This window comes from Streptomyces sp. NPDC003635, from assembly GCF_053587635.1.
In genome coordinates this window covers 36,796-55,755 of the sequence record NZ_JBSFOK010000046.1, presented here as the reverse complement: position 1 = coordinate 55,755, position 18,960 = coordinate 36,796, and the positions used below count along the sequence as shown (strand labels likewise).

Genomic DNA, 18,960 nt, shown 5'->3' with positions numbered 1-18,960 from the left:
GACTGTAGGGCGAGTTGGACCACTGTCCCATCCCCTTCGCCAAATCCGCGCGCGCCCTATTAATTAGGTAACCCTTACCTTACTATGGCGCCGACCCCCGGCCCAGGCCGGGAACGACCTGCTGGGAGGGCACGCTGCAGTGTGCGGTTCCGAGGAAGTCCTGGCCTACTGGCGGCGGTTGCTGACCCCGCTCCCGCCCGAGATCACCCTGCCCGCCGACCGACCCCATCCACCCGAGCCCGACCCCGGCCGCGCCACCCGCACGCTGTCCGGTGTCCCGCACGCCACGGACCAGCGGCTGCTCACCGCCTACCTCGCCCTGCTGCACCGCTACAGCGGGGCCACGGACCTCACCGTCGGCCACGACGGCCTGCCGTTACGGGTGACCACCGACCACGCCCCCACCTTCCAGAGGTTGTTGGGGCGGGTGGCGGAGGCGTGGGAGGAGGCCGAGACCCACCGGCTGCCCGTCGATCTGCTCCTGGACGAACTGCGCCCCCGCCCCCTGCGCGGCGGCGGGCTCCTCTTCAACACCGCGTTCGCCACCGCCACCCGCCCCGCGAGCGAACTCCCGGGACCGCTGGACCTGTTGCTGGAGATCCGCGAGGGCGAGGCGAAGGCGACCTACGACCCCCGCCTCTTCGACGGCGCTACCGTCGAGCGGCTCCTCGGCCACTACCGAACCCTCCTGACCGACGCGCTCGCCCACCCCGACACCCCCGTCGACCGGCTCGCGCTGATGGGGGAGGAGGAATACCGCCAGGTCGTCCACGACTGGAACGCCACCGAGCACACCGTCCCCGCGGACACCTGGCCCGCGATGTTCGCCGAGCAGGTCCGCAGCCGCCCCGACGCCGTGGCCCTCGTCTTCGAGGACGAGGAACTGACCTACGCCGAACTCGACGAGCGCGCCAACCGGCTCGCCCACGCCCTGCTCGCCCGCGGCGCGGGCCCCGAGCGCATCGTCGCCCTCGCCCTGCCCCGCTCCGCCGAGCTGATCGTCGCCGAGGTCGCCGTGCTGAAGTCCGGCGCCGCCTATCTCCCGATCGACCACGACTATCCGGCCGACCGCATCGCGTACATGCTCGGCGACGCGGCGCCAGTCTGCCTGGTGACCACCGAGGAGACCGCCCGCGACCTGCCCGAACGAGAGGGCATGGCCCTGCTGGCACTCCACGCGCCCGACTCGGCCGCCGAACTCGCCCGGCACCCGGCCCACGACCCCGAAGCGCCGGTCACCGTCCACAACGCCGCCTACGTCATCTACACCTCGGGATCCACCGGGCGCCCCAAGGGCGTCGTCCTCGCCCACAGCGGGGTGGCGAAACTCGTCGCCACCCAGAGCGAACGCTTCGGTGTCGGCCCGCACAGCCGGGTCCTCCAGTTCGCCTCGCCGAGCTTCGACGTCGCCTTCTGGGACCTGTGCCTCGGTCTGCTCTCCGGTGGCCGTCTGGTCGTCGTCCCGGCCGAACTGAGGGTTCCGGGCGCGCCGCTCGCCGACTACGCCAACGCCCACGGCATCACCTTCATGATCCTGCCGCCCGCGCTGCTCGCCGCCATGCCGGAGGACGTCGAACTGCCTCCCACCGCTACCTTGTTGGCGGGCACCGAACGGGTCTCCCCGGAGCTGGTGGGCCGTTACGCCCGCGGCCGGATGATGTTCAACGCCTACGGCCCCACCGAGGCGACCACCAACTCCACCCTCGGCCTGTGCGACCCCGACATCCCGGCCGGGTCGATCGTGCCGATCGGCGTGCCCGACCCCGGCACCCGCGCCTACGTCCTCGACGCCTTCCTCCGGCCCGTCCCCGCCGGGCTCACCGGTGAGCTGTACCTCGGCGGCGCGGGTCTCGCCCGGGGCTATCTCGGCCGCCCCGACCTGACGGCGGAACGATTCGTCGCCGACCCCTTCGGCGCCCCCGGCGAGCGCCTCTACCGCACAGGCGACCTGGTCCGCCGGCGGGCCGACGGACGCCTCGAATTCCTCGGCCGCGCCGACACCCAGATCAAGATCCGGGGCTTCCGGATCGAGCCCGGAGAGATCGAGTCCGTCCTGCGCGGTCACCCGGCCGTCGACCAGGTCACCGTCGTCGCCCGCGAGGACCGTCCCGGCGACCGGCGGCTCGTGGCCTACGTCGTCCCCGCCCTCGACGGCCCGGACGTTCGGGTGGAGGGGTGGAAGGAGGTCCACGAACTCCTCTACAGCGCCGTGGGATCGGAGCGCTCCGAGGAGAACTTCGCCGGCTGGAACAGCATGTACGACGGACTCCCCATCCCCGTCGAGGAGATGCGGGAATGGCGCGAGGCGACCGTCCGGCGCATCCGCGAACTCGGCACGCCCGGGCGCGTGCTGGAGGTCGGCGTCGGCAGCGGCCTGATCCTCTCACGGATCGCCCCCGACTGCGAGGCCTACTGGGGCACCGACCTCTCCACCGAGGCGATCGACGCGCTGCGCGCCCGGACCGACCTTCCCGGGGTCATACTGCGCGCCCAGCCCGCCCACGACACGAGCGGACTGCCCGACCGGTACTTCGACACCATCGTCCTCAACTCCGTGGCCCAGTACTTCCCGAGCGCGGAGTACCTGACGGACGTCCTGCGGCGCCTCGGCGACCTGCTCGCCCCCGGCGGACAGATCTTCGTCGGCGACGTCCGCAACCTCCGCCTGCTGCGCACCCTGCGCGCGGCCGTCGAGACACGGCGAGCCGCGACCGACGACAAGAGCGCCCTGCGCGCCGCCGTGGAGCAGTCGGTGCGCTGGGAGGGCGAACTGCTGCTGGATCCCGACTACTTCGCCGCCCTCGACGGGTTCGACGCGGAGATCCGGATCAAACGGAGCGTCCACCACAACGAGTTGAGCCGGTACCGTTACGACGTCGTGCTGCGCCCCGGTACGCAGGGGGCCGCTCCTCAGGAGCGCGAGATCCCCTGGTCGGAGGCCGCGCACCTCGACGCCCTGCTCACCGAGCGCCCCTCGCGCCTGCGGATCACCGGCGTCCCCAACGCACGCCTCGCCGACGACCTGGCGGACCAGTGGCGCCTGGAGGGCAGCAGCGGCGAGACGGCCGCCGGCGCCGACCCCGAGGAACTGCACGCCCTGGCCGCCCGGCACGGCTACCGGGCCGCCCTCACCTGGAACGGCGGCGCCGACGACGGCGCCTTCGACGCCGTACTGGCGCTCGACGAGCCCCGCACCGGCCTCTACCGCGCCTCCGGCACGTACCCGCACGCCAACCGCCCCGCCCCCTTCCGTGACGTCACCGCGCTCATGCGGACCCTGCGCGCCCACGCGGCCGAGTGGCTCCCCGACTACATGGTCCCCTCGGCGCTGGTACCGCTGCACGCGCTGCCGGTCACCCCCAGCGGAAAGATCGACGCCAAGGCCCTGCCCGCCCCGGACTACGCGGCGCTGAGCTCAGGGCGCCCACCCGCGACCCCGCGCGAGAAGCTGCTCTGCGGCCTGTACGCCGAAGTGCTCGGGCTGGAGTCGGTCACGGCCGAGGACGACTTCCTCGCCCTCGGCGGCGACAGCATCACCGCCATCCAACTCCTCATCCGCGCCCGGGAATCCGGTCTCCGGCTCACCACCCGCGACGTCTTCCGGCACCGCACGGCCGAGGCCCTCGCCCAGGCGGCCGTCGAGCGGGTCGAGGAACGGGCGGAGCAGTCACCGCTCCTGGACTTCGCCCCGGACCAGATCGACGAGATCCAGGGCGCCCACCCCCTCGACATCGAGGAACTCCTCCCGCTCACCCCCCTCCAGCAGGGCTTCTTCTTCCACTCGCTCACCAGCGGCACCCAGCACGACGTCTACGTCGTCCAGCAGGTGCTCGACCTGAGCGGTCCGGTCGACGGTGACGCACTGCGCCGCGCCGCACAGCGCCTGCTGGGCCGGCACGCACCCCTGCGCGCCGCCTTCCGTCAGGGCCCGGACGGCAGCCCCGTGCAGATCATCACCCGCGACGCCGAACTCCCCTGGCGGGAGGTCGATCTCTCAGGACAGCGGGGCGAGGCCCGCGAGGCGCTGGGCGACGCCGTGGCCGCGGACGAGCGCGCCGCGGGATTCGACCTCGCGGCGCCCCCACTGCTGCGCTGCGCCCTGGTCCGCCTGGGCGAACTCCGCAGCCGCCTCGTGCTGACCTTCCATCACATCGTGGCCGACGGCTGGTCACTGCCCGTCCTGCACCGCGAACTCATGGCCTGTTACGGCACCGACACCCCGCCCCTCCCCGACGTCACCCCGTACCGCGCCCACCTGCGCCGACTGGCCGGGCAGGACCGCGAAGCCGCCCGCACCGCCTGGCGCGCGGCGCTCACCGACCTCGACGAGGCCACCCGGCTGACCGACACCCCGGCCACCGGAGCGCCGGTCCACCCGGATCACATCAGGCTGGAGCTGCCCGAGCGGACCACCGCGCGTCTGGTGGAGCGCGCCCGTGAGCACGGCGTCACCCTCGGAACCGTCGTCCAGGCCGCCTGGGGACTGCTGCTCGGGCGCCTCACCGGACGGGACGACGTGGTGTTCGGCACGACCGTCTCCGGCCGGGACAGCGAGGTCGAGGGCGTCGCCTCCATGGTCGGGCTGTTCATCAACACCCTTCCGACACGGCTGCGCTGGACACCGGGCGAGCCCCTGGGCGCGCTCCTGAGCCGCCTCCAGGAGGAACAGGCGCGTCTGTTCGACCACCAGCACCTCGGACTCGCGGAGATCCAGCGGCTCGCGGGACACGCGGGCGACGGCGAACTCTTCGACACCCTGGTCGTGTTCGAGAACTACCCCGTCGAGCCGGACCTGCGGGACGCCTCGGGCCGGGTACGGATCACCGGCGACCGTTTCCACGACGCCGTCCACTATCCGCTCGCCCTCGTCGTCAAGCCGGGAGAGCGGCTCGACCTGCGGCTCAAGTACCACGCGGAGCGCTTCGGCGGGAACTGGGTCCGCGTTCTCGGCGACCGGCTGAGCCGTGTCCTGGAGGCGTTCACCGGGGATCCCGCACGCCCGGTCGCCGCCGTGGACCTGCTCTCCCCGGACGAGGCCCTGCGCGCCCACCCGGCCGGCGAGGAACACACCCTCCCGGAGACCACCCTGGCCGAGGCCTTCGCGGCCCAGGTCGCCCGCACCCCGGACGCCACGGCCGTCGTCTTCGAGGACGAGGTGCTGACGTACGCCGAACTCGACGCCCGAGCCGCGGCGCTGGCCCTGCGCCTGCGCCACCGCGGCGCCGGCCCGGGAGACTTCGTCGCGGTCGCGGTGCCCCGGTCGACCGAGCTGATGGTGGCCCTGCTCGGCGTCCTGAGGTCGGGGGCCGCCTACCTGCCGGTCGATCCGGACTACCCGGCGGACCGGGTCGCCCACATGCTCGCCGACTCCGGGGCCACGACGGTCGTCACCCTGGCGGAGACGGCGTACCGGCTGCCGGACCAGGCGGCGCTGCTCCTGCTCGACACCGACGACACCCCGGCCGAACCCACGGCCGTACGGACGGCCCACCCCGACGACCCCGCCTACCTGATCTACACCTCCGGCTCCACCGGCCGCCCCAAGGGCGTGACCGTCACCCACCGCGCCATCGTCAACCGCCTCGCCTGGATGCAGGGAGCGTACGGGCTGACGGCCGACGACCGGGTGCTGCAGAAGACACCGTCCAGCTTCGACGTCTCCGTGTGGGAGTTCTTCTGGCCGCTCCTCGAAGGCGCGGCCGTGGTCCTCGCCCGCCCCGACGGACACCGCGACCCCGCCTATCTGGCCGCGCTCGTCCGCGCACAGCGCATCACCACCCTGCACTTCGTGCCGTCCATGCTGGAGGCGTTCCTCCAGTCCGAGGAAGTCACGGCGGACCCCGCCTGGTCCGCCTCCCTGCGCCGCGTCCTCAGCAGCGGTGAGGCGCTGCCCGTCGCCGCTGCCCGGCGCTGGCGCGAGCTGACCGGGGTCCCCCTGCACAACCTGTACGGCCCCACCGAGGCAGCCGTCGACGTCACCCACCACCCCTACGACGGCACCGACGACGGCGCCTCCGTGCCCATCGGCCGCCCGGTGTGGAACACCGGCCTGCGCGTCCTGGACGCCTGTCTGCGCCCGGTCCCCGACGACGTCCCCGGCGAGCTGTACCTGACCGGCGTGCAACTCGCCCGCGGCTACCACGCCCGCCCCGCGCTGACCGCCGAGCGCTTCACCGCCGACCCCTACGGGCCGCCCGGCACCCGTATGTACCGCACGGGCGACCTCGTCCGGCGCCGCCCCGACGGGGTGATCGAGTACCTGGGCCGCACCGACCGGCAGGTCAAGCTGCGCGGCAACCGCATCGAGCCCGGCGAGATCGAGGCCGCGCTGACCCGGCTGCCGGACGTGGCCCAGGCCGCCGTGACGGTACGGGACAACGCCCTCGTGGCCTACGTCGTCCCGGGGTCCCTGGACCCGGCGCGCCTGCGCGAGACCCTGACCGGCACGCTCCCCGCGCCCATGGTCCCCACCGCCTACGTCCCCCTCGACGCCCTGCCCCTGACCCCCAGCGGCAAGCTCGACCGCCAGGCGCTCCCCGCCCCGACCGCCGAACGCGCCGCCCCCCGCGCCCCACGCACGCCCCGGGAGCAGCTCCTCACCGAGATCTTCGCCGCCGTACTGAAACTCCCGGACGCCGGAGTCGACGACGACTTCTTCCTGCTCGGCGGCGACAGCATCAGCTCCATCGCCGTCGCCAGCCGGGCCCACCGGGCCGGTCTGCTGCTCGGCCCGCGTGACGTCTTCGAGCACCGCACACCCGCCGCCCTCGCCGCCGCCGCGACCCTGGCGGAGCCCGCGGAGACCCGGGCGTCCGACTTCACCCTCACGGAGGAGGAGCGGCACCGGGTCGAGCGGCTTGCCCCGGGCCTCGTGGAGGACATCTGGCCCCTCGCCCCCCTCCAGGAGGGCCTGTTCTTCCACTCCACGTACGACGACAGCGCCCTGGACGTCTACACCGTCCACGAGTCCTTCGACTTCGCCGAACGCGTCGACGCCGAGCGACTCCGGGCCGCGACCCGCACCCTCCTGGCCCGCAACCCCTCCCTGCGCGCCGGGTTCACCAGCGAAGGCCTGCGCCAGCCGGTGCAGTTCCTCGCGCGGGACGTCGGCACACCACTGACGGAAGTGGATCTGTCCGACCTCGCTCCTGCCGAACAGGACCACCGCATGCGGGAGTTGATGGACGAGGAGCGCTCCCGCCGCTTCGACCTGAGCCGCCCGCCGCTCTTCCGGATGCTGCTGATCCGGCTCGGCGAGGGACGCGGCGACCGGCTCGTCGTCGGACGTCATCTGATCCTGTGGGACGGCTGGTCGGCCTGGCTGTTCCTGGACCAGCTGTTCGCGCTGTACGAGAGCGGCGGCGACCCGGCCGGACTCGCCCGCCCCGGCTCGTACCGCGACTACCTGACCTGGCTGGAGCGCCAGGACGGGGCCGAGGCGACCCGGGTCTGGCGGACCGCGCTCGCCGGATTCGAGGAGCCCACGCTGCTGGTGCCGGCCGTCGACGACCGAGGCCTGGAACCGGTGATCCCGGAGCACCTGGACGCGGTGCTCGACGCCGACACCACCGAGCGGCTGCGCGAGACCGCCCGCCGCCACGGGCTGACCCTCAACACGGTGCTGAACGCCGCCTGGGGTCTTGTGCTTGCGGGCGCGTCCGGCCGCAGCGACGTCGTCTTCGGCACGACCGTCGCCGGGCGCCCGAGTGAGGTGCCGGACGTCGAGAACGTCATCGGCATGTTCCTCAACACGGTGCCCGCCCGCATCGCCTTCGACCCGCGCGAGCCGGTGCTGGAGCTGCTGCGCCGCGTCCAGCGCGAGCGCCTCGAGGTCATGCCGTACGAGTATCTGGGCCTCGGCGTCCTCCAGGCCGAGACCGGTCACCGCCGGTTGTTCGACACGCTGTTCGTGCTGCGCAACGCCGACACCGACGACCGGCTCGCCGAGCTGCGCGAGCGGCACGGGGCCACGGCGGTCGCCAACGTCGACGCCACGCACTACCCGGCCAACCTCGTCGTCACCCCCGGCGAGCGGGTCCGCGTCACCCTCGCCTACCGCCCGGACCTGCTGGACGACTCCTACGCCCGCAGTCTGCTCGACCGGTTCGTGCTGCTGGCCGGCCGCCTGGTCGCCGACCCGTCCGCCGCCGTGAGCTCCCTCTCCGCGTTGCTGCCCGCCGAGGCCGCCGCGCTGGCCCGGGAGGAGGAGGCGAACCGGCAGCCCGTGCCGCCCGAGACCGTGGCCGACATGCTGGCCGCCCAGGCCGCCCGCACCCCCGACGCCACGGCCCTCGTCTTCGGCCCCCACACCGTGACGTACGCCGAACTCGACGCCCGCTGCAACCGCGTGGCCCGGCTGCTGATCGCACACGGCGCCGGCCCCGAGCGGGTCGTCGCGCTCGGGCTGCCGCGCTCGATCGACACCGTCGTGGCGCTCTTCGCGGTCCTGCGCACCGGAGCCGCCTATCTGCCCCTGGAACTGGACCACCCCGCCGAGCGGCTCTCCCTGATGCTGGCCGACGCCCGACCGCTGCTCCTGCTGACGACCGAGGCGGTCTCCCGGACGCTGACGGGCGACACCCCGCGCGTCCTCCTCGACGACCCGGCCACGCTCACGGGCTTCTCCGCCGACCCGGTCACCCGGGTCTTCAGCCTGGACCACCCGGCCTACGTCATCTACACCTCCGGGTCCACCGGCCGCCCCAAGGGTGTCGTCACGCCGTACGTCGGCCTGACCAACATGCAGCTCAACCACCAGAAGGAGATCTTCGCCCCGGCCATCGCCTCGGCGGGCGGGCGAAGGCTGCGCATCGCGCACACCGTGTCGTTCGCCTTCGACATGTCCTGGGAGGAGCTGCTGTGGCTCGTAGAGGGCCACGAAGTCCACATCTGCGACGAGGAGTTGCGCCGGGACGCGACCGCGCTGGTGGCGTACTGCGAGGAACACCGCGTCGACGTGGTCAACGTGACCCCGACGTACGCCCATCTCCTCATCGAGGAGGGGCTGCTGGAGGGCCACCGGCCACCGCTGGTGCTGCTCGGCGGCGAGGCGGTCACCGAGACGGTGTGGAACACCCTCCGGGACACCGAGGGGACGTACGGCTACAACCTGTACGGGCCCACCGAGTACACGATCAACACCCTCGGCGGCGGCACCCACGACAGCGCGACCCCGACCGTGGGCCGCCCGATCCGCGCCACCCGCGCCCGCGTCCTGGACACCTGGCTGCGACCGGTGCCGGACGGTGTGGCGGGCGAGCTGTACATCGCCGGCGTGGGCCTGGCCCGCGGCTACCTCGACCGGCCGGGACTGACCGCCGAGCGATTCGTGGCCGACCCCTACGGGCACCCAGGGGAGCGTCTGTACCGCACCGGCGACCTGGTCCGCCGCCGCCCCGACGGAAACCTCGACTTCCTCGGCCGCACCGACGACCAGGTCAAGATCCGCGGCCACCGGGTGGAACTCGGCGAGATCGAGACCGCGCTGGCCCAGCACCCCGAGGTCTCCCGGGCCGCCGTGATCGCCCGGGACGACGCGAACGCCCCCGGCACCAAGAGGCTCGTGGCCTACGTCGTCCCGGCCGAGCCCGACGCCGAGGCCCGCCAGGAGGCCGAGCGGGAGCAGATCGGGGAGTGGCGGGAGATCTACTCCGCCGAGTACACCGAGATCGGCACGGCCCTGTTCACCGAGGACTTCGCGGGCTGGGACAGCTCCTACGACGGCGAGCCGATCCCCCTCGACCACATGAGGGAGTGGCGCGAGGTCACGGTCGCGCGGATCCGCGAGCTGCGGCCCCGGCGCGTCCTGGAGATCGGCGTCGGCTCGGGCCTGCTGCTCTCCCAACTCGCCCCGGAGACGGAGGCCTACTGGGCGACCGACTTCGCGGCACCCGTGATCCGCAAACTCGGGGATGACCTGAAGGCCGACCCCGAGCTGGCCCGCAAGGTGGAACTGCGCTGCCAGGCCGCCGAGGTGACGGACGGCCTGCCGGTCGGGTTCTTCGACACGGTCGTCATCAACTCGGTCGTCCAGTACTTCCCGAGCCTGGACCATCTGTGCAAGGTCGTCCGGGGCGCCATGGGCCTGCTCGCGCCCGGCGGCGCGCTGTTCCTCGGAGACGTCCGGGACCTACGGCAGGCGCGGGTGTTCCAGACCGGCGTCCAGACCGCCCGCCAGGCCGAGCCGCTGCGTCAGGCCGTGGACCGCGGTCTCGCCCTGGAGAAGGAACTCCTGGTCGACCCCGACTGGTTCACCACCCTGGGCGTCGGCGTGGACCTGCGCACCAAGGCGGGGCGGCACCACAACGAGCTGACGCGTTACCGCTACGACGTGGTCCTGTACCCCGACACGGAGGATGCGGTACGCCTGGCCGACGTACCCGAGTTGACGTGGGGCGCCGACCTCACCGGCCACCTCGACGGGACCGAGCCACTGAGGGTCCTGCGCATCCCCGACGCGCGTACGGCCGCGGATCTGGCCGCGATGCGGGCCATGGACTCCGCGCCGGTGCCGGAGGCGGGCGAGGAGCCCGAGGACATACGGCAGCTCGGCGCGGCCCACGGATACCGCGTCCTGACCACCTGGTCCGCCGAACCCGGCTTCTTCGACGCCGTGTTCGTCCCCGCCGCCCGGTCGGGACGCACCCACGGCCTGTACCGCCCGCGCGCCGCCCGAGGCACCGCTCCCTACGCCAACACCCCGACCGCCACCCGCGGCCAGGGCGCCTTGGTACGGCGGCTCAGGGACGACCTGGGGCGGCGGCTGCCCGGCTACATGGTTCCGGCCGCCTTCGTGGTGCTGCCCCGGCTGCCGATGAACGACAACGGCAAGCTGGACATTCGTGCCCTGCCGGACGCCGAGCCCGCGGTGGCCCTGTCGGAGGGGCGCGGTCCGCGCACGCCAGTCGAGGAGGTGCTGTGCCGGCTCTTCGCCGAGGTGCTGGGGCTGCCCCGCACCGGCGCGGAGGACAACTTCTTCGACCTGGGCGGTCATTCACTGCTCGCCACCCGGCTGATCAGCCGGGCGCGTACCGAGCTGGGCGCGGAGCTGGCGATCCGCGACCTGTTCGAGGCACCGACGCCTGAGGCGCTGGCCCTGCGCGCGGAGGCGGGCCGTCCCGCACGTCCCGCGCTGGAGCGGGCGGCCGAGCGGCCGGCGCGGATACCCCTGTCGGCGGCTCAGCGTCGGCTCTGGCTCGTCGAGCGGATCACCGGAGGTGGCGGCGCCTACAACTTCCCGCTCGTCTTCCGGCTCCGCGGCGAACTGGACCTCGAAGCACTGCGCTCCGCGCTGCGCGATGTGACGGACCGCCATGAAGCGCTGCGCACCCGCTTCCCGGACGAGGACGGCGAGCCGTACCAGTGGATCGCCGAGGAGGCCGAGCCCGAGTTCGTCGTCGCCGAATGCGCCGAGGCGGAACTCACCGCGCGGGTCAAGGCGGCCCAGCGCCAGCCCTTCGACCTGAGCGCCGAAATCCCGGTGCGCGCCGAGGTGCTGCGGGTCGGTCGCGCCGACCACGTGGTGGCGCTCGTGCTGCATCACATCACCACCGACGAATGGTCCGACCGGCCCTTCCTCACCGACCTCACCACCGCTTACGAGGCCCGCCGGGAGGGCCGCGCCCCCGACTGGGCGCCGCTGCCGGTCCAGTACGCCGACTACACCCTCTGGCAGGACACCCTCCTCGAACAGGTCGGCCCCGCACAGCTCGCCCACTGGACCGAGGCGCTGCGGGACCTCCCCGAGGAACTGTTCCTGCCCCTCGACCGGCCGCGCCCGGACCAGCCCACGGGCCGGGGCGGCAGGGTCCGCCTGGAGCTGGACCCCGACACCGGCGGTGCCCTGCGCGAACTGTCCCGGGCCACCGGCACCAGCATGTTCATGCTGTTCCAGGCCGCCACCGCCGCCCTGCTGCACAGGCTCGGCGCGGGGGAGGACATCCCCCTGGGCGCCCCCGTCGCGGGCCGCACCGACGAGGCCGTGAACGACCTGGTCGGCTTCTTCGTCAACACCCTCGTCCTGCGCACCGACACCTCCGGCGACCCCACCTTCCGGGAACTCCTGGCCCGGGTCCGCGAGTCCTCCCTGGCCGCCTTCGAGCACCAGGACCTGCCCTTCGACCAGGTCGTCGAGGCCGTCAACCCGCCCCGCGTCACCGGCCGCAACCCGCTTTTCCAGGTCATGCTCGGCTACCACCACCGGCCCGACGGCGACCCCGACGTGCTGGGCCTGCCCACCGAGTGGTTCGACCTGGACACCGGTACGGCCAAGTTCGACCTCCACTTCACCTTCGTGGACGAAACGGGCCCCGGCCGTCTGGTGCTGCTCCTGGAACACGCGCTCGACCTGTGCGACGAGACCACCGCACGGCGACTGGCCGGGTATCTGGTCAGGTTGCTGGAGCAGGTGGCCGACCAACCGGACCGTCCCGTGCGGGACCTCGGGCTTCTGGACGCCGACGAGCACGACCTGGTCGTCGAGGAGTGGAACGACACGGTTCGCGAACTCCCCGCGACGACCCTCCCGGAGCTGTTCCGTGCGCAGGTGGCCCGAACGCCGGACGCCCTGGCGCTCGTCTTCGGCGCACAGCGATTGACCTATGCGGAGTTGGACGCCCGCGTCGAGCACACCGCACGGGTCCTCGCCGGGGCGGGCGTGGGCCCCGAGCGCACGGTGGGCGTGGCCCTGCCCCGGTCGGTCGAGCTCGTGGTGGCTCTGCTCGCGGTGCACCGCGCGGGTGGAGCCTATCTGCCGCTGGACGCCGACCAGCCCGAGGAACGGCTGGCGTTCACGCTGGACGACGCGCGGCCCGTGACCGTCGTCCAGGGCGAGCTGCCGACCGGACCCGAGGGCGAAATCCCGGATGCGTACGACCCGTTGAGCCCTGCCTACGTGATCTACACGTCGGGGTCGACCGGCCGCCCGAAGGGAGTCGTCGTCCCCCATGCGGGCATCGTGAACCGGCTGCTCTGGATGCAGGACACCTACGGCCTCACGGCCGAGGACCGGGTGCTCCAGAAGACCCCCGCCGGATTCGACGTGTCGGTGTGGGAGTTCTTCTGGCCGCTCATCACGGGCGCAACCCTGGTCCTCGCCCGGCCCGACGGCCACCGGGACCCCGCCTACCTGGCCGCGCTGATCCAGGACCAGGCCGTCACCACCGCGCACTTCGTGCCCTCGATGCTCCAGATGTTCCTGGAGGAGCCCGCCGCCGCCCAGTGCACGGACCTGCGCCAGGTGATGTGCAGCGGCGAGGCGCTGCCCACCCCGGTGGCCCAGCGCTTCCACCGGCTCCTTCCGGCCAGGCTGCACAACCTGTACGGGCCCACGGAGGCGTCCGTCGACGTGACGGCGACCGAGGTGCCGGAAGGGGGCGGCCAGGTGCTCATCGGCCGCCCGGTCCGGAACACCCGCGCCTACGTCCTGGACGCCGCCCTGCGCCCGGTCCCGCCGGGTGTCCCGGGGGAGCTGTACCTGGCGGGCGTCCAGCTCGCCCGCGGTTACCTCCACCGCCCGGGCCTCACCGCGGAGCGGTTCGTCGCCGACCCGCGCGGCGCCCCCGGCTCCCGCATGTACCGCACCGGCGACCTGGCCCGCTGGACGGCCGACGGCATGCTCGACTTCCTCGGCCGCACCGACGACCAGGTCAAGATCCGCGGTATGCGCATCGAACCGGGCGAGGTCGAGGCCGTCCTCGTCCGGCACCCGTCGGTGGCGCACGCGGTCGTCGTCGCCCAGGACCAGCGGCTCGTGGCCTACGTCGTCGCGGCCACCGAAGGCATCGCCGACCTGCGCCGCCACACCGCCGCCGCCCTCCCCGAGCACATGGTCCCCGCCGCCTTCGTCCCGCTGGACGCGCTGCCGCTCACCCCCAACGGCAAGCTGGACCGCCGGGCCCTGCCGGCGCCGGACTTCGCCACCGTGGGCGGACGGCCGCGCACACCCCGCGAAGAGATCCTGTGCGGCCTCTTCGCGGACGTCCTCGGCCTGCCGGACGTCGGCGTCGACGACGACTTCTTCGCCCTGGGCGGCCACTCCCTGCTCGCCATGCGCCTGGCCGCGCGGATCCGCGCCACGCTCGGCGTCGAGGTGTCCCTGCGGACGGTGTTCGACACGCGGACCGTGGCCGGGCTCGCCGAGGCCGGCCCGGAACCGGCGGCCACTCGCCATGCGCTGACCCCGCGCCCGCGCCCGGACCGCCTCCCGCTCTCCTCCGCCCAGCGGCGGCTGTGGGTGCTGTACCAGGTGGAGGGGCCGAGCGCGACGTACAACATCCCGTCGGCCTGGCGGCTCACCGGCCCGCTGGACGTCGAGGCGCTGCGGGCCGCCGTGGACGATCTCGTCGTACGGCACGAGACGCTGCGCACGGTCTTCCCGGACGAGGACGGGCGGGCGTATCAGCTGATCCTGGACGACGTCGACATCCCCTTCGAGGTCGTGGACACGACCGAGGAGCGGCTCGCCGAGCAGCTCAGGGAGGCCGGGACGTACGGCTTCCGGCTCGACCGCGAACCCCCACTCCGCGTCCATGTGTTCCGCACGGGTGAGGAGCAGTGGACGCTGCTGCTCCTGCTGCACCACATCGCCGGTGACGAATGGTCGCAGGCACCCCTGAACCGTGACCTGGCCCTCGCCTACGCCGCCCGCACCCAGGGGCGGGCGCCGGAGTGGGCGCCGCTGCCGGTCCAGTATGCCGACTACACGCTCTGGCAGGAGGGGCTGCTGGCCGAGGTCGGTGAGCGGCAGATCGCCCACTGGCGGCAGGCGTTGGCCGGACTTCCCGAGGAACTGGCGCTGCCCGTCGACCGGCCCCGCCCGCTGGAGTCCAGCTACCGGGGCGGCTCCGCCGACCTCTCCCTCGACGCGGAACTGGATGCCGATCTGCGGCGGTTGGCCCGCGACCACGGCGTCAGCGTGTTCATGGTGCTCCAGGCCGCCGTCGCGACCCTGCTCACCCGGTTGGGAGCCGGCCACGACATCCCCATCGGCAGCCCGATCTCCGGCCGCACCGACGCGGCCCTCGACGACCTCGTCGGCTTCTTCCTCAACACCCTGGTCCTGCGCACCGACACCTCGGGCGACCCGACCTTCCGGGAACTGCTGGCCCGGGTACGGGAGACGGATCTGGCCGCCTTCGACCACCAGGACGTGCCGTTCGAACGGCTGGTGGAGGTGCTCAACCCGGCTCGCTCGCTCGCCCGGCACCCCCTCTTCCAGGTGATGGTCGTGTACCTCGCCGCCGACGGCGACGACCCGGGCCTGCCCGGACTGCACGCCGACCGGGACGAGGTGACCGGGACGACGGCCAAGTTCGACCTGTCCTTCGACTTCGTCGAGCGCGCCGACGGCACCGGTGTCGACGGCGTCCTGGAGTACAGCGCCGACCTGTTCGACCCCACCACCGCACAGTCCTTCGCGGACCGCCTCCGGCGCGTCCTGCGCGCGGTGACCGCCGACCCCGACGTCACCGTGAGCCGCGTGGACCTCCTCGACGCGGACGAACGACGACGCCTGGAAGGGGGCTGGCAGAGCCGGCCCGCCCTCGCCGCTCCGACGACCGTGCCCGCGCTGTTCGAACAGCGGGTACGCGAGTTCCCGCACCTCCCGGCGGCGGCCTCCGACGGGTTGGAGTTCACCTTCGCCGAGCTCAACGCAGAGGCGAACCGGCTCGCCCGCCTCCTGGTCGAACTCGGCGCGGGCCCCGAGAGGTTCGTGGCACTGGCGCTGCCGCGCACCGCCCGGTTCCTGGTGGCCGTGCTCGCCGTGCACAAGGCGGGAGCGGCGTACGTGCCGCTCGACCCCGACGCCCCGGACAGCCGTACGGCCGACGTCCTCGACGACGCCCGAGCCCTGGTCACGCTCACCACCCGCGAGGTCACACTGTCGGCGGGCGTCGAGCGGTTGGTGCTCGACGACCCCGCCACGGCCGAGCGCATCGCGGCCCAGGACCCGGCCGACCTCAGCACGGAACTGACGCCTCGCCACCCCGCCTATGTCATCTACACCTCGGGCTCGACCGGCCGCCCCAAGGGAGTCGTGGTCACCCACGAAAGCCTCGGCAACCTCTTCCACAGCCACCGCGAGACCCTCTACGGCCCGGCGATCGAGACCGCGGGACGACGGCACCTGCGGGCCGGGCACGCCTGGTCGTTCTTCTTCGACGCCTCCTGGCAGCCCCAGCTGTGGCTGCTGGACGGGCACTGTGTGCACATCGTCTCCGAGGAGGTCCGCCGCGATCCGGAGCTGCTCGCCGCCGCAAGTCGCGAGCACCGCTTCGACTTCCTCGAGGTGACCCCGTCCTTCTTCGCCCAGATGGCCGACCTGCTCGACGGCGACTGTCCTCTCGCGGTCGTCGGAGTCGGCGGCGAGGCGGTCCCCGCCGCTCAGTGGCGGCGGCTGGCCGAGCTGCCCGGCACCGAGGCGTTCAATCTGTACGGGCCGACCGAGTCGACCGTGGACGCTCTGGTGGCCCGGATCGGCGACAGCGAGCGGCCCCTGGTCGGGCGCCCGGTGGCGGGAACCCGGGCGTACGTCCTGGACCCGCTGCTCCAGCCGGTGCCACCAGGCGTCACCGGCGAGCTGTACCTGGCCGGCGGCGGACTCGCCCGCGGCTACCTCGGCGCGCCCGGGCTGACCGCCGAGCGGTTCGTGGCCGACCCCTTCGGCGCCCCGGGCTCCCGGCTGTACCGCACCGGCGACCTGGCCCGCTGGACGGCCGACGGACGCCTGGACTACCTCGGCCGGGCCGACGACCAGGTCAAGATCCGCGGCTTCCGGATCGAACCGGCCGAGATCGAGTCGGCGCTGGCCGAACACCCCTCGGTCGCACAGGCACTCGTGACGGTCCATCAAGAGGGCGCGCGCAAGCTGCTGGTGGCCTACGCGGTCACCGAAGCGGATCCGGCGGCGCTGCGTGGATTCGTCGCCGCGCACCTGCCCGACCACATGGTCCCGGCCGTCGTCGTTCCCCTCGACCGCTTCCCCCGCCTGCCCAACGGCAAGCTGGACCGGACCGCGCTGCCCGCCCCCGACTTCTCCGCCCTGTCCTCCGGACGCGCCCCCGCCACCCCGCTGGAAGTGACGCTGTGCGCGGTCTTCGCCGAGGTGCTGGGGCTCGAACAGGTCGGCGTGGACGACGACTTCTTCGCCCTGGGCGGCGACAGCATCGTGGCGATGCAACTCGTCGGCCGGGCCCGGGCGGCGGGTGTGCGGATCACCCCACGGCTCGTCTTCCGGCACCGCACGGTCGCCGCGCTGGGCACGGTCGCCGAGTCCGCCGACACCGGTGCGTCGCGCCGGGAGGACGACGGCACCGGAACCGTTCCGCTGACCCCGGTGATGCACTGGCTGCGCGAACTGGGCGGCCCCAGCTCGACGTACCACCAGGGAGCGCTCGTACGGACACCGGCGGCCCTGGACCTGCGGGGTCTGACCGCCATGCTCCAGGCCCTCGCCGACCGGCACGACATGCTGCGCGCGCGGCTGTCGCGGGAGGACTGGTCGCTGCACGTCCCGCCCGTGGGCTCGGTGGACGCCGGAGGGTGGATCGAGCGGGTGGACGTGGCCGGGCTCGGTGCCGAACAGCTCGCCGACTGCGTACGCGAACATGCGCAGGAGGCACGGTCGTTGCTGGATCCGGAGGCGGGAGCCATGGTGCGGGCCGTGTGGTTCGACGCGGGGGAGGCGCCCGGACGGCTGTTGCTGATGGCCCATCACCTGGTGGTGGACGGTGTGTCCTGGCGGGTGCTCCTGCCGGATCTGGCGACGGCCTGGGAGGACGTCCGGGCCGGACGGGAGGTACGGCCGGCGCCGGTCGAGACCTCCTTCGCCCGCTGGGCCCGGCTGCTCACCGAGCGGGCCCAGGAACCGGCCCGTGAGGATGAACTGGCAGTGTGGCAGCACGTGTTGGATGCGAGTCCGTTCCCCCTCGCCCGGCCCCTCGACCCGGACCGCGACACCACCGCCACCCAGCGGGAGGTCGTGCTGCGCCTGCCCGCCGAGCACACCGGGCCGCTGCTCTCCGTCGTGCCCGCGGCCTTCGGAGCCGGTGTCAACGACGTGCTGCTCGCGGGGCTCGCGCTCGCCGTCACCGACTGGCGGCGGCGAGCGGGCGACTCCGGCACCTCGGTCCTGGTCGACCTGGAAGGCCACGGCCGCGATGAGGAGTTGGCCGGGGACGACGCCGACCTCTCCCGTACGGTGGGCTGGTTCACCAACGTCTTCCCGGTCCGGCTCGACTCCGGGACCGCCGACCCCGCCGACGCGTTCGCGGGCGGCCCGGCGGCCGAGCAAGCCGTGCGAGGAGTACGCCAGCACCTGGCGTCCCTGCCCGCGGGCGGCCTCGGCTACGGCATGCTGCGCCACCTCAACCCCCGCACCCGCGAGGTGCTCTCGGCCCGTGAACCGGCCCGGGTCGAGTTCAACTACCTGGGCCGGTTCGGCATCCCGGAGGAGACGGACTGGTCGTACGCGCCCGAGGAGGACGCGGCCGACATCGGGCCCGAGGCCGCGATGCGGCAGGGCCACGCGCTGACCATCAACGTCGTGACCGAGGACCGCGCGGACGGGCCGGTGCTGACGGCGCACTGGTCGTATCTGGAAGGGCTGTTGACGCGCGAGACCGTCCAGGATCTCGCCCGGAGCTGGTTCCGGGCGCTGGAGGGGCTTGTCGCGTGGGCGGCGGCGAACCCGTACAAGGGAGGACAGGCATGAGCAGCAATCCGTTCGAGGATCCCGAGGGCACCTACCTGGTACTCGTCAACGACGAGAACCAGCACAGCCTGTGGCCGGACTTCGTCGAGGTGCCCGCGGGCTGGCGGATCGTCCACGGCCCGGCGACACGGCAGTCGTGCCTCGACCACGTCGAGACCCACTGGACGGACATGCGGCCCCGGAGCCTGGCCGAGGCGATGGATCGCTGAATTCACGCACAGGGAAGGGGCGGTCCGAGGACCGCCCCC

General features: G+C 73.1%; 2 protein-coding genes. Both read left to right on the top strand.

The window, feature by feature from the left end:
- Positions 1–139 precede the first annotated feature (139 nt).
- Complete coding sequence (locus ACWDRW_RS32290; protein WP_451729423.1) at positions 140–18,712, top strand: amino acid adenylation domain-containing protein; 18,573 nt, start codon at positions 140–142, stop codon at positions 18,710–18,712.
- Positions 18,709–18,921, top strand: coding sequence for an MbtH family protein (locus ACWDRW_RS32285; RefSeq protein WP_451729420.1), 213 nt, complete (start codon positions 18,709–18,711; stop codon positions 18,919–18,921). The genes ACWDRW_RS32290 and ACWDRW_RS32285 overlap by 4 nt, the downstream gene beginning before the upstream one ends.
- Positions 18,922–18,960: the final 39 nt, after the last annotated feature.